Here is a 20069-nt window from a genome sequence, read left to right on the forward strand (position 1 = left end):
TGGACCGTGTAAACTGTGTCAACCGGGTGTCACCTTCTGCGCCCATGGAACGGTCAAGACTCGCCATTTCGCCGGAGCGCGACTAAGGGAGCGCGCAAGCGAATCCCTCGCGAGAAGGAACCACCCTCTCCCATGCGCATCGCGATCGCATCCGATCATGCCGCCGTCGAGCTCAAGGCAGCTCTGCGCGAATATCTCATCGAAATCGGCCACGAGGTTGCAGACCTCGGCCCGGAAACAGCCGACCGCGTCGATTATCCCGACTATGGCTACAAGCTGGCCTCGGTCGTCGCCGACGGCACCGTGCAGTTCGGCGTCGCGCTGTGCGGCTCGGGCATCGGCATCTCGATCGCCGTCAACCGCGATCCCGCCTGCCGCTGCGCGCTCGTCTCCGAGCCGCTTTCGGCAGCGCTGGCGCGTGAGCACAACGATGCCAACGTGATCGCCATGGGCGCCCGCCTGACCGGCATCGACATGGCCAAGGCCTGCCTCGACGCTTTCCTGTCGACCGAGTTCGGTGGCGGACGCCACGCAGGCCGCGTCGAGAAGCTTTCCAACCCGACCCTCTGAAGGAGCCAGACCTCATGACCGTCGAAACCGCCATCCGCGCCCCCGGCTTCTTCACCGACGCGCTTGCCACCAGCGACGAAGCCGTCGCCAAGGCCATCGGCCACGAACTGAAGCGCGAGCGCAAGCAGATCGAGCTGATCGCTTCGGAGAACATCGTCTCCAAGGCCGTGCTCGAAGCGCAGGGCTCGGTCTTCACCAACAAGTACGCCGAGGGCTATCCCGGCAAGCGCTACTACCAGGGTTGCGAGCCTTCGGATCAGGTCGAGGCGCTGGCGATCGATCGCGCCAAGCAGCTGTTCGGCTGCGAATACGCCAACGTCCAGCCCCACTCGGGCGCGCAGGCGAACGGCGCGGTGCTGCTCGCCACCGTCAAGCCGGGTGACACCATTCTGGGTATGAGCCTCGATGCCGGTGGCCACCTGACGCACGGCGCCCGCGCGGCGATGTCGGGCAAGTGGTTCAACGCCATCCAGTACGGCGTCACCAAGGACACCCACCTGATCGACTTCGATCAGGTCGAGGCGCTCGCCCGCGAGCACAGCCCCAAGCTGATCATCGCCGGTGGCTCGGCCTACCCGCGCGAGATCGACTTCGCGCGCTTCCGCAAGATCGCCGACGAAGTGGGCGCGCTGTTCATGGTGGACATGGCGCACTTCGCAGGTCTGGTCGCCGCAGGCCTCCACCCCTCGCCGTTCCCTTATGCCGACATCGCCACCACCACCACGCACAAGACGCTGCGCGGCCCCCGTGGCGGCATGATCCTGACCAACGACGAAAAGCTGGCCAAGAAGATCAACTCGGCGGTGTTCCCCGGCCTTCAGGGTGGCCCGCTGATGCACGTCATCGCTGCCAAGGCCGTCGCCTTCGGTGAGGCGCTGCGCCCCGAGTTCAAGCAGTACGCCGCCCGCGTGATCGAGAACGCCAAGGTTCTGGCCGAGACCCTCAAGGCGCGCGGCGCCGCGATCGTTTCGGGCGGCACCGACACGCACCTTGCCCTTGTCGACCTCACCCCGCTGGGCGTGACCGGCAAGGACGCCGACGAGGCGCTGGAGCGTGCAGGCATCACCTGCAACAAGAACGGTATCCCCTTCGACCCGCTGCCCCCGGTCAAGACCAGCGGCATCCGCGTCGGCACGCCTGCCGGCACCACGCGCGGCTTCGGCCCCGAGGAATTCCGCGAGATCGGCAACATGGTAGCCGACGTTCTCGACGGTCTGGCGCGTTGCGGCGAAGAAGGTGACGCTCAGGTGGAGCAGAATGTGCGCACGCGCGTTGAAGCGTTGTGTGACCGTTTCCCCATCTACGAGGACTGATGCCATGATCGACCCCGAGCGCCCCGAGAAGACCGACAGCTTCATCCACGACGCCCGCCATGAGCTGGCCGGGATGCTGGAGGATGGCATGGCCCATCCCTCGACCAAGCCGGTTCTCGTCTGGGGTGCGCTCGGGGCCGTTGCCGGCGCTTTCCTGCCGGTCGTATCGATCGGCATGGGCCTTGCCGCCGGTGCCGGTTACGCCTTCTACAAGCGCGTGCGCCCCGATTGAGGGCCTCGCCTGATTTCGAAAGACCCTGCCTGAATGCGCTGTCCGTTTTGCGCCCACGACGATTCCCAGGTCAAGGACAGCCGCCCGGCCGAGGATAACGCCGCGATCCGCCGTCGCCGCCAGTGCTCCAGCTGCGGCGGACGCTTCACCACGTTCGAGCGCGTGCAGCTGCGCGAAATCCTGGTGGTGAAGAGCGACGACAAGCGCGAACCGTTCGATCGCAGCAAGATCGAGCAATCCGTTTCCCTTGCCTGCCGCAAACGCGGGATCGAGCGCGAGAAGATCGAGCAGCTCGTCTCGGGCGTGCAGCGCCAGCTGGAAACCTCGGGCGAATCCGAAATCCCTTCGGTCGTCATCGGCGAGATGGTGATGGAAGGCCTGCGCCAGCTCGATTCGGTCGCCTATATCCGCTTCGCCAGCGTCTATCGCGACTTTGCCGAGGCCAAGGACTTCGAGGACTTCGCAGGCGCCGTTCGCGAAATCGGACAGGGTTGATTTTACCGACGGGCAAGCCCATCGCGGCATGACCATGTCCGACATCGACTTCCAGAACCAGCCCGCAGCGGTGCCCACGGGCGCAAACCGCCAGCCCGTCATCGTCCTCGTCCGCCCACAGCTGGGCGAGAACATCGGCAAGGCCGCCCGCGCCATGCTGAACTTCGGGCTGACGGAAATGCGCCTGGTATCCCCACGCGACGGCTGGCCCAATCCTTCGGCGGGTCCGGCAGCGGCGGGCGCCGACATCATTCTGGAAAAGGCGCAGGTCTACGAGACACTCGCCGAGGCAGTATCCGACTGCGCCAATGTCTATGCCACCACGGTCCGCAAGCGCGGCGTGACCAAGCCGGTGGTAACGCCCGAGGAAGCCTCGCGCGAGATTCACGCCGAACAGGGCCGCTCGGCCTTTGTCTTCGGCCCGGAGCGCTCGGGACTGGAGACCGAGGATGTTGCGCTCGCCCGCGCGATCCTGACTGTGCCGATCAACCCGCAGTTCGGCTCGCTCAACCTGGCGCAGGCGGTGATTCTGTGCGCCTATGAATGGTCCAAGGGCGCAGCGGCTCATGATGCGGGGCTGGTCCAGCCCACGCAGGAAGAACTGCTTCCCCCTGCCCCGCAGGAGGAACTCGAAGGCCTCATCGGCCACTTCGACCGCCTGCTGGAAGAGAAGAACTATTTCTGGCCGGAAACCCGCGCCGCCGCCAACCGGCTGACCTTGCGCAATCTGCTGACCAAGCCGCGCTGGAACCACCTGGAAGTGCGCACCATGCGCGGCGTGCTGTCCGCACTCGAAAAGGCGCGCCGCCCGCGCAGTTAAGCTCCGGCGGATGCTCTCCGGAACCTGCCTACATTCAGGAGATCAGCGAGGACTTGTTCTTGGCCGCCACGATCCAGGAATAGACTGATTCCGCCACGTAAGCACGGAACTGGGCAGGATCGACCTCTACATCCTTGGCGCCACCAACACAGGCCGTCCCCCGACCGATGAGGAGACGGCGCGCCCGGGTTTCCTCAGGCGTGCCTGATTCCGAGTGTAGCAGGTCCAGACCTGCCTTTGGCGTGAGCTGGACCATGCAGGCGGCAATCATGAAATAGGACCGGTCGTAAGGACTACGGCGCTTGTTGCGCTGCTGCTCACGCGCATCAAATCGGGCCTTCACCGTCGGATCAAGCGTCTGCGCCTGCCCCAGTCGGTAATGTGCAGCATAGATTTCGATAGCCTTTTCGTACAGTTCGCCACGATCGTAAGTGGTGCGGCAGATGCCATCAGAATCGGCATTGCACTCGCCAAAGTAGGGGAAGGGAAGCTGAAATCGGGCACGCCCTGATAGCAGCCTTGATGGCGCACGATGTATTCATGCAAGGCTCGCTGCGCCTCCAGATCCAGCGGACCATTGTCTACGATGGAACGGAACATGGCGGGACTCTTAGGAACCTCGGCACAGCGTACGAAAAACAGCGACATCGCACGAATCTGGCGGCTTGTAGTATTGACGGTGCCTGGCAAGTGCGGTGCCTGAGTCTGGGTAGGCAGGGCATCCAACGCCTTGTTCGAATTTCTTTCGGTTTGGACAAGGATCGAATCCTTGTCCGAAATCGCAGAGGATGTCTCCCCATCCGGATTATGGCTAACCGTCTGCGTTGGTGACACCTCACCCGGTACTTGAGCGGGAGAGGCAGCCTGATCCTGCGCCACGGCCTCCAGCGGGCTGGAAAGCGTTGCCATGGCCACCAATGCGCCGAAAAGTCCGTTGACGAAATTCCCCATTGCCCTGAACCCCATTGTTGATCGCCAGCCGCAAGGATCCTCCTCACGTTCCGCTACATACTTGATATTGTGCCAGCATTGTGTGCAAGCGGAACCGCTTGGCCCGCTCGCCGCAACATGCACAGCCGGGTAATTCGTTGCCGGATTCCCACAGTCTGAATCCGGCGCGCGGGCAGATCGAAACTTGACTCCTCCCCGTAAACGCTTAAGGGCCACGCCTTCACATGGCGCCCGCTGCTTGATTGCGGCGTTTAACGCCTATTCGGCCCCGCACTTCCGGTGAAGCGGCGGCCGCATCCGACACGATAGGTCGGATGGTGCACCCCGGAAAACTATGGATCGCCTTCACCGTGAAGGCGGCAGCAGAACAGGAGACGACATATGTCGAAGCGTAAGAGCGCCAAGTATAAACTCGACCGCCGCATGGGCGAGAACATCTGGGGCCGTCCCAAGAGCTCGGTCAACCGCCGCAGCTACGGCCCCGGCCAGCACGGCCAGCGTCGCAAGAGCAAGGTTTCGGACTTCGGTCTGCAGCTGCGCGCCAAGCAGAAGCTCAAGGGCTACTACGGCGACGTGACTGAGAAGCAGTTCAAGCGCACGTACCAGGAAGCTTCGAAGATGAAGGGCGACACCGGTCAGAACCTGATCGGCCTGCTCGAGCAGCGCCTGGACATGGTCGTGTACCGCGCCAAGTTCGCGCCGACCGTCTTCTCGGCCCGCCAGATCGTTTCGCACGGCCACATCCGCGTCAACGGCGTGAAGTGCAACATCGCTTCGCGTCGCGTGAAGGTCGGCGACGTCATCAGCCTGGGCAACAAGGCCAAGGAAATGACGCTGATCATCGAAGCGCAGGCCCTTCCCGAGCGTGAAGTCCCCGACTACGTCGCTCAGGACGGTGCCGACAAGGTGACCTTCGTTCGCGTTCCGACGCTGGACGAAGTGCCCTACCCGGTGAAGATGGAACCGAATCTGGTCGTCGAGTTCTACTCGCGCTAATTTTCGGTCCTGTCGGACAGAATGCGAAGGGGCGGTTCCGCAAGGAGCCGCCCTTTTTCATTGCCAGTTTCGGGCCAGTTCCGGGCTGCTCGATTGCTGCTCGGCTACACCGCCCGCGATGCCAACGATTGTTGCGATAAAGCGAGGAAAAATCGGCGAATCGAAGGACTTGTCAGGGAACCGCAACAGGCTTTCGGCATTGGACAGTCACCATGTCCCGATACCGATTCATCACCCCGCACCGCACCGGAAAATGGTATCCCGATCTCGACACCGCGCAACGTCATGCCTGCGAGATCGGCGCCGGATTCCTCGACACCCACACCGGGCGCTTCGTGGCCTATCTGGGCACCAAGTTGCAGATCCGCCGCCCGCAGGACGCGGCGGACAACCTTATCCCGGCCTGACCGACACCACGGCAGTCGTCAGGATCTGGGGGCGAGTCCCAACTCGGCGCTCGCCCAGTCCCACAAGGCATCGACTTCGGCTGCGGCCTTCCCTTCAGGCTCGACTTCGGAGGCGACTTCCCCCCCGCCCGCAGCGCGATGAAACGCGGCGCGTTCGCCGAAATGGACAGGCGCCATACTCAATCCCAGCTTCTCGATCTGCGCGCCTGTTTCACTGATCAGCTTCGTCGCACGGGACGGCACGGCATTGAGCACCACGAATGCGGGCTTCTTCGCATAGGCGACCAGTTCCGCCGTCGCTTCCAGCGCATGCAGATCGAATGCCCGTGCGCGGGTCGGGATCAGGATGAGGTCCGCCGCCCGCACCGCCTCGCGCGATGCCATATCGCCATGCGGAGGGGTATCGATCACGATCAGTTCCGTCCCCTCGCGCTGGGCCTTCAGGATCGTGCTGGTCAGACGCGCCGGAGGGCATGTCACCACTTCGGGCAGAAACCCTCCACGCCAGTCCCCCCAGGCCGCAGAAGTCGCCTGCGGGTCCATGTCGATCACGCAACTGCGCCGGGTATCGTAGGCCGCACAAGTGGCGAGATGTACCGCAAGCGTCGTCTTCCCCGAGCCGCCCTTCTGGCTGACAATCGCGATAGTCGGCATATGGTCCGGCTCTCCTGTGATGCACAGCGGACCTCTTCCGAATCGAAAAGAGGCCGACGTCGCGACGCCAGCCTCCCCTGAAAGCACCATCGCTGTCCAGCGCCGTGCGCTGTCAGCAACGCTATCCGCCCGATTTCGAGGCGAAATAGTCTCGCCGGAAGTCTGCAGCGAACGTAGCGAACCGCTGATGGGCGATGGCATCGCGCATGCCCTGCATCAGCTGCTGGTAGAACCAGATGTTGTGCTCGGTCAGCAGGATAGCGCCGAGCATCTCCCCCGCCTTGATCAGGTGGTGCAGATAGGCGCGGCTGTAGGTGCTGCACGTCGGGCAGGCGCAACGCTCGTCGATCGGGCCGGTATCTTCGGCATGACGGGCATTGCGCATGTTGAGCGGGCCGTTCCAGGTGAAGGCCTGCCCGTTGCGGCCCGATCGCGTGGGCAGCACGCAGTCGAACATGTCGACGCCGCGCTCCACCGCGCCGACCAGATCGTCGGGCTTGCCCACGCCCATCAGATAGCGCGGGCGGTCTGCGGGAAGCTGGCCGGGCGCGAACTCCAGCGTCTCGAACATCGCCTGCTGCCCTTCGCCCACGGCAAGGCCGCCAATGGCATAGCCGTCGAAGCCGATCTCGGTCAGAGCATCGGCAGAGGTCTTGCGCAGACCTTCGTCCAGCGCGCCCTGCTGGATGCCGAACAGCGCGGCATTCTCGGCGTGCTCTCCGCCCTGATCGAACGCCTCGCGGCTGCGCTTGGCCCAGCGCATCGACATTTCCATCGAGCGGGCGATGACATCACGCGGCTGGTCGATCTTGGGGCATTCATCAAAACACATGACGATATCCGAGCCGAGCAGGCGCTGGATCTCCATCGAGCGCTCGGGGCTGAGCATATGACGCGAGCCGTCGATGTGGCTGGCGAAAGTTACGCCCTCTTCGGTGATCTTGCGCAATTCGGATAGGCTCATCACCTGATAGCCGCCACTGTCGGTCAGGATCGGGCGATCCCAGTTCATAAACTTGTGCAGGCCGCCGAGGCGCGCGACGCGCTCGGCACCGGGGCGCAGCATCAGGTGATAGGTGTTGCCAAGGATGATGTCGGCCCCGGCGGCGCGTACCGCCTCGGGCTTCATCGCCTTGACGGTCGCAGCGGTGCCCACCGGCATGAAGGCCGGCGTGCGAATCTCGCCGCGACGCATCTGGATGGTGCCGGTGCGAGCCTTGCCGTCGGTCGCGTGAATCTGGAACTGGAAGCGCGGGTTCATCCGCGCTCCCCTACCGCGTCAGCCGCGCAGGCGCCAGCCCGTCTGGAAGATCCGCCAGATCGCGATCACGCAGATCAGCAGGAACGCGAGCGTCATTCCCAGCGACACCCCGATCGGGAAGTCCGACTGGCCATAGAAGCACCAGCGCAGACCGTTGACGAGATAGACCACCGGGTTGATCATCGCCACCGTGCGCCACGGCTGGGGCAGCATGTCGATCGAATAGAACGTGCCGCCCAGGAACGTCAGCGGCATGATGAACAGCACCGGCACGATGCCCAGCTTCTCGAAACTGGTCGCCCAGATGCCGAGGATAAAGCCGAACAGCGAGAAGCTGGCCGAGACCAGCAGGATGAAGCCCAGCGCATAGAGCGGATGGACGATGGTATAATCGACGAACAGCGTCGCCGTGGTCAGGATGATCGCCGCGAGAATCAGCGACTTGGTTGCCGCCGCGCCGACGAAGCCGACCAGCGTTTCGGCAACCCCCACCGGCGCCGAGAGCAGTTCGTAGATCGCGCCGGTAAATTTGGGCATGTAAATGCCGAAGCTGGCATTGGAGGTGCTCTCTCCCAGCAGGGTCAGCAGCAGCAGCCCCGGCACGATGAAGGCGCCATAGTTCATGCCGTCCATTCCGGCAGACATGCGCCCACCGATGGCCGCGCCGAAGACGACGAAATAGAGCACCGTGGTCAGCACCGGCCCCAGGATCGACTGCATGGCGGTGCGCAGCGCGCGCATCACTTCGCGCTTGTAGATGGTCCAGGTGCTGCGGGCGTTGAAGGCGATCATGCCGCCTCTCCTTCGAGAAGATTGACGAAGATTTCCTCGAGACTGGACTCGCGGATTTCGATGGCGGTGTAGTCGATCCCGGCGAGAGCCAGCACCTTGGTCAGTTCGGCGACCTGCGCCTTGCCGCCGCCCTGCCCGTCTCCACCACGATAGATCAGCACGGTGCCGTCTTCCGACAGCGTGATCGGCAAGTGCGCGACAATGCCCGGCACTTCGGAGACGGGAGCGGCGAGCGTGACATGCGCTTCGGTGCGCCCGAGGCGCTTCATCATCTCGCGCGTCGGCTCGACCATGCGGATCTTGCCGCCCTGAATGATGCCCACGCGATCGGCCATATCCTCGGCCTCCTCGATGTAGTGGGTGGTCAGGATGATCGTCGTGCCGCGCTCGCGCAGGGCGGCGATCTGCTTCCACATGTCGCGGCGCAGTTCGACATCGACACCCGCGGTCGGCTCGTCGAGGAACAGCAGGTCAGGCTCGTGCGCCAGCGCCTTGGCGATCAGCACGCGGCGCTTCATACCTCCGGACAGCGCGCGGATCTGCGCATCCTTCTTGTCCCACAAGCTGAGCGCGCGCAGGATGTCCTCGATCTTGGCGGCATCGGGCGCAAGGCCAAACAGCCCGCGCGAATAGTTCACCGAGTGCAGCACCGTGTCGAACATGTCGGTCGCCAGTTCCTGCGGAACCAGACCGATGCGCGCGCGCAGGCGGCGCCAGTGCTTGCCCATGTCTTCGCCGAAGGCTTCGATAGTGCCTGAGGTGGGGCGCACCAGCCCGCAGACCGCGCCGATCAGCGTAGTCTTACCCGCACCGTTGGGGCCGAGCAGCGCGAAAATCTCGCCGCGCCGGATTTCGAGGTCGATCCCTGCCAGCGCGGTGAACCCGCCAGCGTAGGTCTTGGTCAGACCGCGAATGTCGAGAATAGTGTCCATCGTTCCGAGAAATGCTCCCTGCCCCTGAGACGCGCGCCGATATCCTCACGCCTTGCGTGAGCACCGCTGCCTATCTTTCGGGAATCAAAAGACTCGAGTCGCCATATGAATAGAACCGATAGCCGTTCGCGATGGCATGCGCATAGACCTGCTGCATCGTGTCGAGGCCCATCAGCGCGCTGACCAGCATGAACAGCGTCGACTTGGGCAGATGGAAATTCGTCATCAGTCCGTCAATGGCCCGGAAGCGATAACCCGGCGTGATGAAGATCGAGGTATCGCCCTCAAATGGTCGGATGATCCCGTCCTCGCCGGTCGCGCTTTCGAGCAGGCGCAGGCTGGTGGTGCCCACCGCGATCAGGCGGCCGCCGTTCGCGCGCACGGCGTTGAGACGATCCGCCGTTGCCGCATCGATCCGTCCGAATTCGGCATGCATGCGATGGTCAGTGGTGTCGTCGGCCTTGACCGGCAGGAAAGTGCCCGCACCGACATGCAGCGTCAGCGTCTCGCGCCCGATCCCGGCAGCGTCGAGGCGCTCCATCAGGTCCGGCGTAAAGTGCAGCGCGGCGGTAGGCGCCGCGACAGCCCCCTTCTCGCGTGCGAACATCGTCTGGTAATCGCTGGCGTCCGCCTCGTCGGTCGGACGCTTGCCCGCGATATAAGGCGGCAGCGGCATGCGACCTGCCCGTTCGAGCAGGACTTCGACCGGCTCCTCCCCCGGAAGAACAGCGTCCAGCTGCCGTCTTCGTGACGCTCCTCGGCGACAGCCTCGACATCGGCGGGGAACGAGATCACATCGCCTGTCTTCAGCCGCTTGGCATTGCGCACGAAGGCGATCCAGCGACGCAGGTCATGGCGCTTGTGCAGCGTCGCACCGATCTTCGCCTCACCGCGCGTCCCTTCCAGCTGCGCAGGGATTACACGGGTGTCGTTGAACACCAGCACATCGCCGGGGCGCAGAACATCGGGCAGGTCGTGCACGTGACGATCGGCGAAAGGCTCGCCGTTCTGCGCCACGAGGAAACGCGCTGCGTCGCGCGGGCGTGCCGGGCGCAGGGCGATGAGGTCGGTGGGAAGGTCGAAGTCGAACAGGTCTACGCGCATGACAGCGCGCTAGAGCAGCCCGGCGCGCCCGGCAAGGGCACGCCGATACACAGTGGTCAGTTCGACTTGGACTTGTTGAGGTCAGCAGCCGAGATCGAACCCGGAGCCGGTACCGCAGAAGGCGTCGCAGTCGGCGTGGGCGCGACGACAGGCGGGGCCTTGTTGTCCGACGCCAGCGAGGCCTGCAGGATCTTGGTCGGGTCCTTGGGCGGCTCGCCACGGTGAATGGCATCGACATACTGCATGCCCGCGATCACGCGACCGAACACTGTGTATTTGTGATCGAGCGCGAAGCGCGGGTAGAACATGATGAAGAACTGGCTGTTCGCGCTGTTCGGGTCGTTGGTGCGCGCCATCGCAACCGTACCGCGCACATGCGGCATCGAATTGAATTCCGCCGTCAGGTCGGGAAGATCGGAGCCGCCCTGCCCGGTTCCCGTCGGATCGCCGGTCTGCGCCATGAAGCCATCAATCACGCGGTGGAATATCTGGCCATTGTAGAAGCCCTTTTCCGTGAGCGTCTTGATCCGCTCGACATGATGGGGCGCCCACTGCGGCATCAGACGGATCGCCACGCGTCCACCGTCCGACAGATCGAGCAACAGCACGTTCTGCGGATCGTGAGAGATATCCATGTCCACCGTCACCGGCAGCTTGGCCTTCTGCATCTCGGTCGCCTCGCTGGCGGCCGCGCTCTCTTCGAGAGCCTTCTTCTTGTCCTTGGCGATAGCGGGCGTAGCGGCGAGCACGAGGCCCATCATCATCGCGGTAACGGGAAGGCGGAAGTTCATCTATCACTCACACTTGGGTCTGCCCTCTGGGCGCGCCAGCGTTAGCCGCCTTGCGCTGTCGAGACAATGAACGAATTACGGGGAGCGCGTTACCTGAGCCGTAACTGTGGCAACACGCGGGCAATGGAAAAATTCGATGGCGCCCTCAATAGTCGCCAAGAAACCCTCGCTCGGCAATCCGCGCCAGCACATCTTCGCGAACGGCAGGGCTGACAAACCGGGTGATGTCGCCCCGGAACATGGCGATTTCCTTCACCAGCTTGGAGGCGATCGGCTGCAGACCGACATCGGCCATCAGGAATACCGTCTCGATCTCGGCATCGAGCTGCTGGTTCATCCCGGCCATCTGGTATTCGTATTCGAAATCGGCGACCGCGCGCAGCCCGCGCACGATCACGCCTGCGTTCTGTGCCCGCGCGAACTTCATCAGCAGCGCGTTGAAGCCCACGACAGTCACGTTATCGAGCCCCAGCGCAGCCACTTCACGCTCGACCATGGCGATGCGTTCGTCCGGCTGAAAGAGCGGGTCCTTCGACGGGTTGGTGGTGACGCCGACGATCAACCGGTCGACCAGCTTTGCGCCGCGACGGATGATGTCCGCATGGCCCAGCGTGATGGGATCGAAAGTGCCGGGATAGACGCCGACACGCTCTGCGCTGCTCAAGTCAGTGATCCCTTTCCACGATATAGCGCGCCACCGCGCGCAACACGTCGGCCTTTTCGCCGTAGCTCGCCAGATGCCCTATCGCCTGTTCGACAAGCATGCGCGCCTGTTCGCGGGCGCGCTCGGGGCCGAGCAGCGAGACGAACGTCTCCTTGCCCTTGCCCGCATCCTTGCCGACGGCCTTGCCCGCCACGTCGGCATCGCCTTCATGATCGATCAGATCGTCGGCGATCTGGAAGGCGAGGCCGATATCGCGCGCATAGCCACGCAAATGCGTGCGGCCTTCCGGCGCGACCTTGCCCAGAACGGCGCCCATCTCGACCGCCGCGCCGAGCAATGCCCCGGTCTTGAGCTGTTGCAGCCGCGTAACCGCCTGAAGATCGAACCCACCCTCTTCCGCGACCAGATCCATCATCTGGCCGCCTGCCATACCCTGCCAACCGGCAGCATGGGCCAGCGTGCGCACCAGTTCGACCTGCACGAAGGGATCGGGACTGGTCGCCGGGTCGGCGAGAATCTCAAAGGCGAAATCGTGAAGCGAATCGCCCGCCAGCACCGCCGTCGCTTCATCGAAGGCGAGGTGCAACGTCGGCTTGCCATGGCGCATGGCGTCATCGTCCATGCAAGGCAGATCGTCATGGATCAGCGAATAGACATGGATCGATTCGAGCGCGATGCCCGCCCGGATCGCGGGCTCGCGCCCCACGCCGTACATTGCGGCAACGCACGACACCAGCAACGGGCGCAAGCGCTTGCCGCCGCCGATGCAGGCATAGCGCATCGCCTCGACCAGCCTGGCGCGGGCATCCCCCGGCACCGGCAACAGCGCATCGAAGGCGCCGTCGATATCCGCTGCGATCGCCGCGAGCGCCTCTGCCAGTATCGGCTCCGGGCCCGCAGTCCCGTTGATGCTGCTGCCCCCGCTCATGCTGTCAGCGATCCGGCGAATCGAAAGGCTGGGTGCTTACCGGCACGCCATCCGGCCCGGCGACAATGCGCTCGATCCGGGCCTGCGCCGAATCGAGCCGCGCCTGACAGTGCTTGCGCAGCGCTTCTCCGCGTTCGTAGAGCGTGATGGAATCCTCCAGCGCGACGTCCCCGCTTTCAAGACGACGCACAACGTCTTCCAGTGCGCGAAGGGCGTCCTCGAAACTGAGGCTTGCGATGTTTTCGGTCTCTCCGGCCATAGCCTCCTGCAATGGCCGGAGCGCCCCGCGCGGTCAAGGCGCGACCATGCCTCAACCAACAGCGCGATGATTTTCCGCAACCATGCCGCTCCAGCCTTCCAATCGGGCTAGCGCCTGCGCGCGCGTGCCGCTAAGGCGCGGGTCCATGACCCAGATCACTCCAGACGTCGTCGAGGCCCACGGCCTCAACCCCGAGGAATACGAGCGCGTCCTGAATGCGCTTGGCCGAGAGCCCAACCTCGTCGAGCTTGGCATCTTCTCCGTCATGTGGTCCGAGCACTGCTCGTACAAGTCGAGCCGCTTCCACCTCAAGAAGCTGCCGACCAAGGCCTCGTGGGTGATCTGCGGCCCCGGCGAGAACGCGGGTGTGATCGACATCGGTGATGGACAGGCCGCCATCTTCAAGATGGAGAGCCACAACCACCCCAGCTACATCGAGCCTTATCAGGGCGCCGCGACCGGCGTCGGCGGCATCCTGCGCGACGTGTTCACCATGGGCGCGCGCCCGGTCGCCAACATGAACGCGCTGCGCTTCGGCCGCCCCGATCACCCCAAGATGAAGCACCTCGTGCAGGGCGTCGTCGCGGGCATCGGCGGCTACGGCAACTGCGTGGGCGTGCCCACCGTTGGCGGCGAGACCAACTTCCACAAGGCCTATGACGGCAACATCCTCGTCAACGCGATGACCGTGGGCGTGGCCGAGACCGACAAGATCTTCTACTCGGCCGCCACGGGCCTCGGCAATCCGATCGTCTACGTCGGCTCGAAGACCGGGCGTGACGGCATCCACGGCGCCACCATGGCCTCGGCCGACTTCGGCGACGACATCGACCAGAAGCGCCCGACCGTGCAGGTCGGCGATCCCTTCGTCGAAAAGCTGCTGATCGAGGCCTGCCTCGAACTGATGGCGACCGACGCCATCGTCGCCATTCAGGACATGGGCGCAGCGGGCCTCACCTCCTCGTCGGTCGAAATGGCCAGCAAGGGCGGTGCGGGCATTCGCCTCAACATGAACGCCGTCCCCTGCCGCGAAGAGGGCATGACGCCCTACGAGATGATGCTGAGCGAAAGCCAGGAGCGCATGCTCATGGTGCTCAAGCCCGGCAAGGAGGCGATGGCGCAGGCGATCTTCTCCAAGTGGGAACTCGATTTCGCGGTCATCGGCGAAGTGACCGACACCGGCCACATGGTCCTCGAATTCGACGGCGAAGTGGTCTGCGACATTCCGCTCGGCCCGCTGGCCGACGACGCGCCGGAATACGAGCGCCCCTATATCAGCCGTGAGGAATACAAGGTCTGGGCGCAGGTTCCGGCTCTGGGCGAAATCCCCGAGACTACCGATGTCGCTGCCGATCTCCTGACGCTGATCGGCTCCGCCGACCTCGCCTCGCGCCGCTGGATCTTCGAGCAGTACGACAGCCAGGTCGGTGCCGACACCATGCAGAAGTCGGGCGGCGACGCCGCCGTCGTGCGTATTCACGGCACCCAGAAGGCGCTGGCGATCAGCACCGACTGTTCGCCGCGCTACTGCTATGCCGATCCCTACGAAGGTGGCAAGCAGGCAGTGGCCGAGACCTATCGCAACATCTGCGCGGTGGGTGGCCTGCCGATGGCCATCACCAACTGCCTGAACTTCGCCAACCCGCAGCGCCCCGAGATCATGGCCCAGATCGTCGGCTGCCTTGGCGGCATGGCCGAGGCCTGCCGCGCGCTCGACTATCCGATCGTCTCGGGCAACGTCTCGCTCTACAACGAATCGAAGGCCACCGGCGGCGGTTCGGCGATCCTGCCCACGCCCGCCATCGGCGGCGTCGGCCTGCTCGCGGACCATGACAAGATGGCCACCATCGCCTTCAAGAACGAAGGCGACGGCATCTTCCTGATCGGCGCACCCAAGGGCCGCCTCGGCACCCACCTCGGCCAGTCACTGTGGCTGCGCGAGATTCAGGGCCGTGAAGCAGGCGAAGCGCCCAAGGTCGATCTGGGCGACGAGCGTGACCACGGCGAGATCGTCCGTGGCTGGGTCCGCCGCGACAAGGTGACGGCAGTGCATGACATTTCGGACGGCGGCCTGGTGGTCGCGCTGGCCGAAATGGCGCTCTCGGGCAACATCGGCTGCACCCTCGACGTCGAACTGACAACGCCAGGCGATGCCTTCGGTGAAGATCAGGGCCGCTACCTCGCGACTGCACCTGCCGGGACGCACCTCGACGGCGCGGTGCGCATCGGCACCGTGGGCGGCACCAGCGTTGTCGGCGTCGAACTAACGGCCCTGCGCGAAGCCAACGAAGCCTTCTTCCGCGACTGGATGGACGCTTAAGATTGAAGGGTAGACGCAGGGGAGCACGGCTCCCCTGCACCCCTTTACGTCTTCCGACGCGATCGGGACGCAAAGCAGCAAATGTCGCGGATAAATGCGATCTTCCTGAGCACGGGACACGCAGTGCCCTTCCCTCTTGCGCTAAGATAGCGCCGGAAGACGTAACGGGGTCCGGGGCCCATGGCCCCGGAATAACCCTTTAAATCTTCAAATCGAAATCAGCCCCGCACCCACTTGCTCTCGGGAATGCCCAGCAGGCGCAGCACACTGGTGAGATCGCCCCGGTCGATCCAGCCGTTCGACGCAGCGCGGGCCTTGGGCTTGGCGTGATAGGCGATGCCGTAGGTCGCCTCTTCCAGCATCGGAATGTCGTTGGCGCCATCGCCGGTCGCAAGGCAGGTCGCGTTCTCGCCCATCTGCGCCATTTCGGACAGCAGCGTCGCCTTCTTGACCGAACTGTCGACGATAGGGCCCGCAAGACCGCCCGTCAGTTTGCCGTCCAAGACTTCAAGACGATTGCCCACGACATGCTCGAAACCGAGGTCGGTCGCCACCGGATCGGCGAAGTGATGGAAGCCCCCCGTGACCAGCACGGTTCGGCAACCAAGCGACTTCAGCGTGGCCACCAGCGTCTTCGCGCCCGGCATCGGCCGGATGCGCTCGGCAAGGCACTGGTCGATGGCGCTTTCGGGCAAGCCTGCCAGCAGGCCCACACGCTCGCGCAGAGCCGATTCGAAATCAAGTTCGCCCTGCATCGCGCGCTCGGTGATCTCGGCGATGCGTTTCTTCAAACCCGCGAAGTCACCCAGTTCATCGATGCACTCCTGACCGATCATGGTCGAATCCATGTCCGAGATGAACAGCGCAGGCACGATCGGCTCCTCGCTCGTCACGAGACCGTCGGTCTGACCGAAATGCGCATCGAGCGCCGCGCGCAGGGCGACAGCATCCTCGTCCGGCGAATCGATCTGCATCGTCTGCCCACAGAAATCGAGCATCGTGGCATCGGCGATGCGCACGCCGTCTGACGCCATCTGCGCCCTTGCCGCATCGAGACTGGTCGAAAGATGATCCGGTTCTGCTATCAGGCGGGCAATGAGCACTGCGAAATTCCTTGATGCGCCATACGATATGTCAGCCGGAGACCGGCCACCGCTGGCGCTCATCGCAGGGCCGACCGCCAGCGGCAAGAGCGATTGTGCCGTCGCACTGGCGCAGGAACTGGAGCGACGCGGGCGGCGGGCGGTGATCGTCAATGCCGACAGCTCGCAAGTCTATGCCGATCTCGAAGCGCTGAGCGCCCGCCCTTCGGTGGACGAGATGGGCGGGATCGAGCACCGCCTGTTCGGCACCTGGGATGGAGCTGAAAGCTGCTCTGCTGCCGACTGGGCGCGCGCAGCCGCGCGAACGATCCACGATCTGCACGCCGAAGGTGCTGTCCCGGTACTGGTCGGGGGCACCGGTCTTTATATCCGCACGCTGCTGGATGGCATCGCGCCGGTGCCGGGCATTGACCCCGCGATCCGCGATGCAGTGCGCGCCCTGCCTGTCGAAGCAGCCCATGCCGCGCTGTCGCAGGAGGACCCCGAGCGCGCCGCGATACTCGCCCCGACCGACACCACCCGCGTCGCCCGCGCGCTCGAAGTCGTGCGTTCCACCGGTCACTCCCTCGCCCACTGGCAACAGCAGGCCCATGGCGGCATCGGCGGCAGCGTGTCGGTTCACGCCGCGATCCTGCTGCCCGAGCGCGCCGCTCTCTACGACCGCTGCGACCGCCGCTTTGCCCGCATGATCGAGCGCGGTGCACTGCGAGAGGTCGAACAGTTGCTGACGCGTAAGCTCAATCCCGATCTTCCGGTGATGCGCGCGATCGGCGTACCGGAGCTGGCCAGCCACCTTCGCGGCGAAATTTCGCTGGAAGATGCCTGCGCCGCAGCATCGCAGGCAACCCGCCGCTATGCCAAGCGCCAGTTCACCTGGCTGCGCAACCAGCCCCCGGAATCTTGGCGAAGAATTGCGTTTGAAAATTTCGATCCAGATAGCGTGGCGGCAACTTTATTTCATTACTTGGGGTTGACGTAACATTTCACGTCACCTACAGGCGCCCCTTACCTGCAAATGGAAGTATGCAGGGGGAGAGAGGAAGACCCGGCACGTCGCCAACGTCGTGTCGGGTCGACTCGAGGACAGCAGGCGCTGTCAAAAAACCAAGGCATTTCGTCGGCATGAGAGCCGCAATGCAGCATGAAGGAACGAGTCGTGAGTGAAGAGCGCAGTGGCGCCAACATCCTGGTCGAAAGCCTGATCCGTCAGGGCGTCGAAGTCGTTTTCGGGTATCCGGGCGGCGCGGTACTTCCGATCTACGATGCCCTATTCGGGGTGGAGCGACTACGCCACATTCTCGTCCGTCACGAAGCCGGCGCGGCCCACGCCGCCGAAGGCTATGCGCGTTCCACCGGCAAGCCGGGCGTCGTGCTCGTCACCTCCGGCCCCGGCGCGACCAACGCCCTCACCGGCATTGCCGACGCCTACATGGATTCGATTCCGCTCGTCGTCATCACCGGGCAGGTTCCGACCGCGCTGATCGGCTCGGACGCGTTTCAGGAGGCCGACACCATCGGCCTTTCGCGCCACTGCACCAAGCATAACTACCTTGTGAAAAACCCGCGCGAACTGGCTGCCGTCATCGACGAGGCGTTCCAGATCGCCACGACCGGTCGCCCCGGTCCGGTGCTGATCGACATTCCCAAGGACGTCCAGATTGCCATGGCGCCGTGGGACGATGCGCCGGTGCAGCGCCGCCAACGCTACGATCCGCGCACCGTCGGCCTGCCCGAAGAAATCTCCGAAGCGGTCGAGATGATCGCGGCGGCCAAGGCACCCGTGTTCTACACCGGCGGCGGCATCATCAATTCCGGCCCGCGCGCCACCGAACTGCTGCGCAAGTTTCAGGAGACCATCGGCGCGCCCGTCACCTCGACCTTGATGGGTCTGGGCGCGTTCCCGGCTGACCATCCCGACTGGCTGGGCATGCTGGGCATGCACGGCACCTATGAGGCCAATCTGGCGATGAACCAGGCGGACCTCATCATCTGCCTCGGCGCGCGGTTCGACGATCGCGTCACGGGCCGTCTGGATGCCTTCGCGCCCAACTCGAAGAAGATCCACGTCGATATCGACCGCGCCTCGATCAACAAGACCGTGCGCGTCGACCTGCCGATCATCGGCGATTGCGCGACCGTTATGGAGCAGATCCTCGACGCGTGGGGCAGCCGCAAGGCGAACGACCTCGCCGCGTGGAAGGCCCGCGTCGAGACCTGGCGCGAGAAGAAGAGCCTCTCCTTCCCGCTGTCCGACAAGGCGATCATGCCGCAGCTGGCGATCGAGCGCCTGTTCGAGCTGACCAAGGACAAGTCGCCGATCATCTCCACCGAAGTCGGTCAGCACCAGATGTGGGCGGCGCAGCACTTCCACTTCTATGGTCCGAACAAGTGGCTGACCTCGGGTGGTCTTGGCACGATGGGCTATGGCCTGCCTGCCGCCATCGGCGCGCAGGTCGGCAACCCCGATGCGCTGGTGATCGACATCGCCGGTGACGCCTCGATCCAGATGAACATCCAGGAGATGGGCACCGCCACGCAGTATCGCCTGCCGGTGAAGATCTTCATCCTCAACAACGAGTGGATGGGCATGGTGCGCCAGTGGCAGGAACTCACGTACGAGAGCCGCTACTCGCAGTCCTATTCCGACAGCCTTCCCGATTTCGTGAAGCTGGCGGCGGCCTATGGCTGGAAGGGCATCCGCATCGAGAGCGAGAGCGAACTCGACGCCGGCATCCAGGCCATGATCGACTATCCCGGCCCGGTGATCGTCGACTGCCTCGTCGCCAAGGAATCCAACTGCTTCCCGATGATCCCCTCGGGCGCCTCGCATACCGAGATGATCCTCTACGGCGATCATGTCGCAGGCACCATGGACGATGCCGCCAAGGCCCTCGTCTGAGCGGCACGGCAAGCAGATCACGAGACAAACGCATATGCACATTCATCCCGAAGCCGACGAACGCCACGTCCTGACCGTCACGGTCGATAACGAGGCGGGCATCTTGGCCAAGATCGCCGGTCTGTTTACCGCGCGCGGCTACAACATCGACAGCCTGACCGTGGCCGACATCACCGAGAACCACGCGGTGAGCCGGATCACCATCGTCACCCATGGTCCGCCGAGCCAGATCGACCAGATCCACGCGCAGCTCGAACGCCTTGTTCCCGTGCACAAGGTGGTGGACCTGACCGAGATGGGCCCGCACGTCGCGCGCGAACTGGCGCTGATCAAGGTGGCAGGCCTTGGCGAGAAGCGCGTCGAGGCGCTGCGCCTTGCCGATATCTTCCGCGCCAAGGCGGTCGACACCACGACCGAGAGCTTCATCTTCGAGCTGACCGGCGCGCCCGACAAGATCGACACCTTCGTCACGCTGATGCGCGACCTCGGGCTTGTCGAAGTGGGCCGCACCGGCATCGTCGCGATGATCCGCGGCGCCCAAGGGGCTTAAACCGGGCAGCTAAAACCAAACTCTTTTG

General features: G+C 64.2%; 22 protein-coding genes and 1 pseudogene. 11 read left to right on the forward strand and 12 right to left on the reverse strand.

Annotated features, from left to right (window positions below; all coding sequences use genetic code 11):
- Positions 1-132 precede the first annotated feature (132 nt).
- The 5 genes from rpiB to CI805_RS11825 are packed head-to-tail and all read left to right on the forward strand — an operon-like array spanning position 133 to position 3430.
- Positions 133-570 (forward strand): ribose 5-phosphate isomerase B, encoded by a 438-nt coding sequence (gene rpiB, locus CI805_RS11805; protein WP_260923537.1) that lies wholly within the window; start codon positions 133-135, stop codon positions 568-570.
- Positions 571-584: 14 nt separating this feature from the next.
- Positions 585-1883 (forward strand): serine hydroxymethyltransferase, encoded by a 1299-nt coding sequence (gene glyA / locus CI805_RS11810; RefSeq protein ID WP_260923538.1) that lies wholly within the window; start codon positions 585-587, stop codon positions 1881-1883.
- A gap of 4 nt (positions 1884-1887) precedes the next feature.
- Positions 1888-2115, forward strand: coding sequence for a hypothetical protein (locus tag CI805_RS11815; RefSeq protein WP_260923540.1), 228 nt, complete (start codon positions 1888-1890; stop codon positions 2113-2115).
- Positions 2116-2148: 33 nt separating this feature from the next.
- A complete protein-coding gene (gene nrdR, locus CI805_RS11820) occupies positions 2149-2610 on the forward strand; it encodes a transcriptional regulator NrdR (protein ID WP_260923542.1) in 462 nt (153 codons plus the stop codon).
- Between the two features lie 34 nt (positions 2611-2644).
- Positions 2645-3430: an RNA methyltransferase gene (locus CI805_RS11825; protein ID WP_313958551.1), complete on the forward strand. Its 786-nt coding sequence runs from the start codon at positions 2645-2647 to the stop codon at positions 3428-3430.
- 34 nt (positions 3431-3464) lie between these two features.
- On the opposite strand, the gene CI805_RS11830 is transcribed toward CI805_RS11825, so the two are convergent.
- The gene (locus CI805_RS11830; protein WP_260923546.1) at positions 3465-3773 is read right to left on the reverse strand and encodes a hypothetical protein; all 309 of its coding nucleotides are present in this window, start codon (positions 3771-3773) and stop codon (positions 3465-3467) included.
- On the reverse strand, positions 3770-4381 hold the full coding sequence (locus CI805_RS11835) for a hypothetical protein (protein ID WP_260923548.1): 612 nt from the start codon (positions 4379-4381) through the stop codon (positions 3770-3772). The genes CI805_RS11830 and CI805_RS11835 overlap by 4 nt, the downstream gene beginning before the upstream one ends.
- A gap of 381 nt (positions 4382-4762) precedes the next feature.
- On the opposite strand from CI805_RS11835, the gene rpsD reads away from it, so the two are divergent.
- Complete coding sequence (gene rpsD / locus CI805_RS11840; RefSeq protein ID WP_260923552.1) at positions 4763-5377, forward strand: 30S ribosomal protein S4; 615 nt, start codon at positions 4763-4765, stop codon at positions 5375-5377.
- Between the two features lie 212 nt (positions 5378-5589).
- Positions 5590-5784 carry a hypothetical protein gene (locus tag CI805_RS11845; protein WP_260923553.1) on the forward strand — a complete coding sequence of 65 codons (195 nt, stop codon included), beginning with the start codon at positions 5590-5592 and terminating at the stop codon, positions 5782-5784.
- A gap of 18 nt (positions 5785-5802) precedes the next feature.
- Here the strand turns inward: CI805_RS11845 and CI805_RS11850 are convergent, their stop codons facing one another.
- The 9 genes and pseudogenes from CI805_RS11850 to CI805_RS11890 form a co-directional block, all read right to left on the reverse strand.
- Positions 5803-6438, reverse strand: coding sequence for a ParA family protein (locus tag CI805_RS11850; protein ID WP_260923555.1), 636 nt, complete (start codon positions 6436-6438; stop codon positions 5803-5805).
- A 121-nt stretch (positions 6439-6559) separates the two neighbouring features.
- A complete protein-coding gene (tgt, locus tag CI805_RS11855; protein ID WP_260923557.1) occupies positions 6560-7699 on the reverse strand; it encodes a tRNA guanosine(34) transglycosylase Tgt in 1140 nt (379 codons plus the stop codon).
- Between the two features lie 18 nt (positions 7700-7717).
- Entirely contained in the window at positions 7718-8491 is a 774-nt protein-coding gene (locus CI805_RS11860) for an ABC transporter permease (protein ID WP_260923558.1), read from the reverse strand.
- Positions 8488-9423, reverse strand: a complete 936-nt coding sequence (locus CI805_RS11865; RefSeq protein ID WP_260923560.1) for an ABC transporter ATP-binding protein — start codon at positions 9421-9423, stop codon at positions 8488-8490. The genes CI805_RS11860 and CI805_RS11865 overlap by 4 nt, the downstream gene beginning before the upstream one ends.
- Positions 9424-9493: 70 nt before the next feature.
- Positions 9494-10527, reverse strand: a pseudogene (queA, locus tag CI805_RS11870) (tRNA preQ1(34) S-adenosylmethionine ribosyltransferase-isomerase QueA).
- 56 nt (positions 10528-10583) lie between these two features.
- A complete protein-coding gene (locus CI805_RS11875; RefSeq protein WP_260923562.1) occupies positions 10584-11318 on the reverse strand; it encodes a peptidylprolyl isomerase in 735 nt (244 codons plus the stop codon).
- Positions 11319-11463: 145 nt separating this feature from the next.
- Positions 11464-11991 carry a pantetheine-phosphate adenylyltransferase gene (gene coaD / locus CI805_RS11880; protein WP_260927958.1) on the reverse strand — a complete coding sequence of 176 codons (528 nt, stop codon included), beginning with the start codon at positions 11989-11991 and terminating at the stop codon, positions 11464-11466.
- Positions 11984-12910, reverse strand: a complete 927-nt coding sequence (locus CI805_RS11885; protein ID WP_260923565.1) for a polyprenyl synthetase family protein — start codon at positions 12908-12910, stop codon at positions 11984-11986. The genes coaD and CI805_RS11885 overlap by 8 nt, the downstream gene beginning before the upstream one ends.
- A 4-nt stretch (positions 12911-12914) precedes the next feature.
- Positions 12915-13169, reverse strand: coding sequence for an exodeoxyribonuclease VII small subunit (locus tag CI805_RS11890; RefSeq protein WP_260923572.1), 255 nt, complete (start codon positions 13167-13169; stop codon positions 12915-12917).
- Positions 13170-13314: 145 nt separating this feature from the next.
- Between CI805_RS11890 and purL the strand changes: the two genes are divergently transcribed.
- A complete protein-coding gene (gene purL / locus CI805_RS11895; RefSeq protein ID WP_260923573.1) occupies positions 13315-15489 on the forward strand; it encodes a phosphoribosylformylglycinamidine synthase subunit PurL in 2175 nt (724 codons plus the stop codon).
- A 218-nt stretch (positions 15490-15707) separates the two neighbouring features.
- Here purL and serB read toward each other — a convergent pair whose 3' ends face one another.
- Complete coding sequence (serB, locus tag CI805_RS11900) at positions 15708-16592, reverse strand: phosphoserine phosphatase SerB (protein WP_409934893.1); 885 nt, start codon at positions 16590-16592, stop codon at positions 15708-15710.
- Here serB and miaA point away from each other — a divergent pair.
- From miaA to ilvN, 3 genes are all read left to right on the forward strand, one after another.
- Entirely contained in the window at positions 16585-17571 is a 987-nt protein-coding gene (miaA, locus tag CI805_RS11905) for a tRNA (adenosine(37)-N6)-dimethylallyltransferase MiaA (protein WP_260923574.1), read from the forward strand. The genes serB and miaA overlap by 8 nt on opposite strands.
- A 177-nt stretch (positions 17572-17748) precedes the next feature.
- Positions 17749-19491 carry a biosynthetic-type acetolactate synthase large subunit gene (ilvB, locus tag CI805_RS11910; RefSeq protein ID WP_260923575.1) on the forward strand — a complete coding sequence of 581 codons (1743 nt, stop codon included), beginning with the start codon at positions 17749-17751 and terminating at the stop codon, positions 19489-19491.
- A 34-nt stretch (positions 19492-19525) separates the two neighbouring features.
- Positions 19526-20041 carry an acetolactate synthase small subunit gene (gene ilvN, locus CI805_RS11915; RefSeq protein ID WP_260923576.1) on the forward strand — a complete coding sequence of 172 codons (516 nt, stop codon included), beginning with the start codon at positions 19526-19528 and terminating at the stop codon, positions 20039-20041.
- The last annotated feature ends 28 nt before the right edge of the window (positions 20042-20069 follow it).

This window comes from Novosphingobium sp. 9 (assembly GCF_025340265.1).
GTDB lineage: Bacteria > Pseudomonadota > Alphaproteobacteria > Sphingomonadales > Sphingomonadaceae > Novosphingobium.

What these genes read in the sequence shown, in the direction of transcription:
- CI805_RS11835 (WP_260923548.1), bottom strand. Translation starts at nt 4,381, where the DNA reads ATGGGGAATTTCGTCAACGGACTTTTCGGCGCATTGGTGGCCATGGCA.
- ilvN (WP_260923576.1), top strand. Translation starts at nt 19,526, where the DNA reads ATGCACATTCATCCCGAAGCCGACGAACGCCACGTCCTGACCGTCACG.
- rpiB (WP_260923537.1), top strand. Translation starts at nt 133, where the DNA reads ATGCGCATCGCGATCGCATCCGATCATGCCGCCGTCGAGCTCAAGGCA.
- miaA (WP_260923574.1), top strand. Translation starts at nt 16,585, where the DNA reads ATGAGCACTGCGAAATTCCTTGATGCGCCATACGATATGTCAGCCGGA.
- CI805_RS11875 (WP_260923562.1), bottom strand. Translation starts at nt 11,318, where the DNA reads ATGAACTTCCGCCTTCCCGTTACCGCGATGATGATGGGCCTCGTGCTC.
- CI805_RS11890 (WP_260923572.1), bottom strand. Translation starts at nt 13,169, where the DNA reads ATGGCCGGAGAGACCGAAAACATCGCAAGCCTCAGTTTCGAGGACGCC.
- nrdR (WP_260923542.1), top strand. Translation starts at nt 2,149, where the DNA reads ATGCGCTGTCCGTTTTGCGCCCACGACGATTCCCAGGTCAAGGACAGC.
- rpsD (WP_260923552.1), top strand. Translation starts at nt 4,763, where the DNA reads ATGTCGAAGCGTAAGAGCGCCAAGTATAAACTCGACCGCCGCATGGGC.
- glyA (WP_260923538.1), top strand. Translation starts at nt 585, where the DNA reads ATGACCGTCGAAACCGCCATCCGCGCCCCCGGCTTCTTCACCGACGCG.
- CI805_RS11825 (WP_313958551.1), top strand. Translation starts at nt 2,645, where the DNA reads ATGTCCGACATCGACTTCCAGAACCAGCCCGCAGCGGTGCCCACGGGC.
- purL (WP_260923573.1), top strand. Translation starts at nt 13,315, where the DNA reads ATGACCCAGATCACTCCAGACGTCGTCGAGGCCCACGGCCTCAACCCC.
- CI805_RS11850 (WP_260923555.1), bottom strand. Translation starts at nt 6,438, where the DNA reads ATGCCGACTATCGCGATTGTCAGCCAGAAGGGCGGCTCGGGGAAGACG.
- CI805_RS11815 (WP_260923540.1), top strand. Translation starts at nt 1,888, where the DNA reads ATGATCGACCCCGAGCGCCCCGAGAAGACCGACAGCTTCATCCACGAC.
- CI805_RS11860 (WP_260923558.1), bottom strand. Translation starts at nt 8,491, where the DNA reads ATGATCGCCTTCAACGCCCGCAGCACCTGGACCATCTACAAGCGCGAA.
- CI805_RS11885 (WP_260923565.1), bottom strand. Translation starts at nt 12,910, where the DNA reads ATGAGCGGGGGCAGCAGCATCAACGGGACTGCGGGCCCGGAGCCGATA.
- tgt (WP_260923557.1), bottom strand. Translation starts at nt 7,699, where the DNA reads ATGAACCCGCGCTTCCAGTTCCAGATTCACGCGACCGACGGCAAGGCT.
- CI805_RS11845 (WP_260923553.1), top strand. Translation starts at nt 5,590, where the DNA reads ATGTCCCGATACCGATTCATCACCCCGCACCGCACCGGAAAATGGTAT.
- CI805_RS11865 (WP_260923560.1), bottom strand. Translation starts at nt 9,423, where the DNA reads ATGGACACTATTCTCGACATTCGCGGTCTGACCAAGACCTACGCTGGC.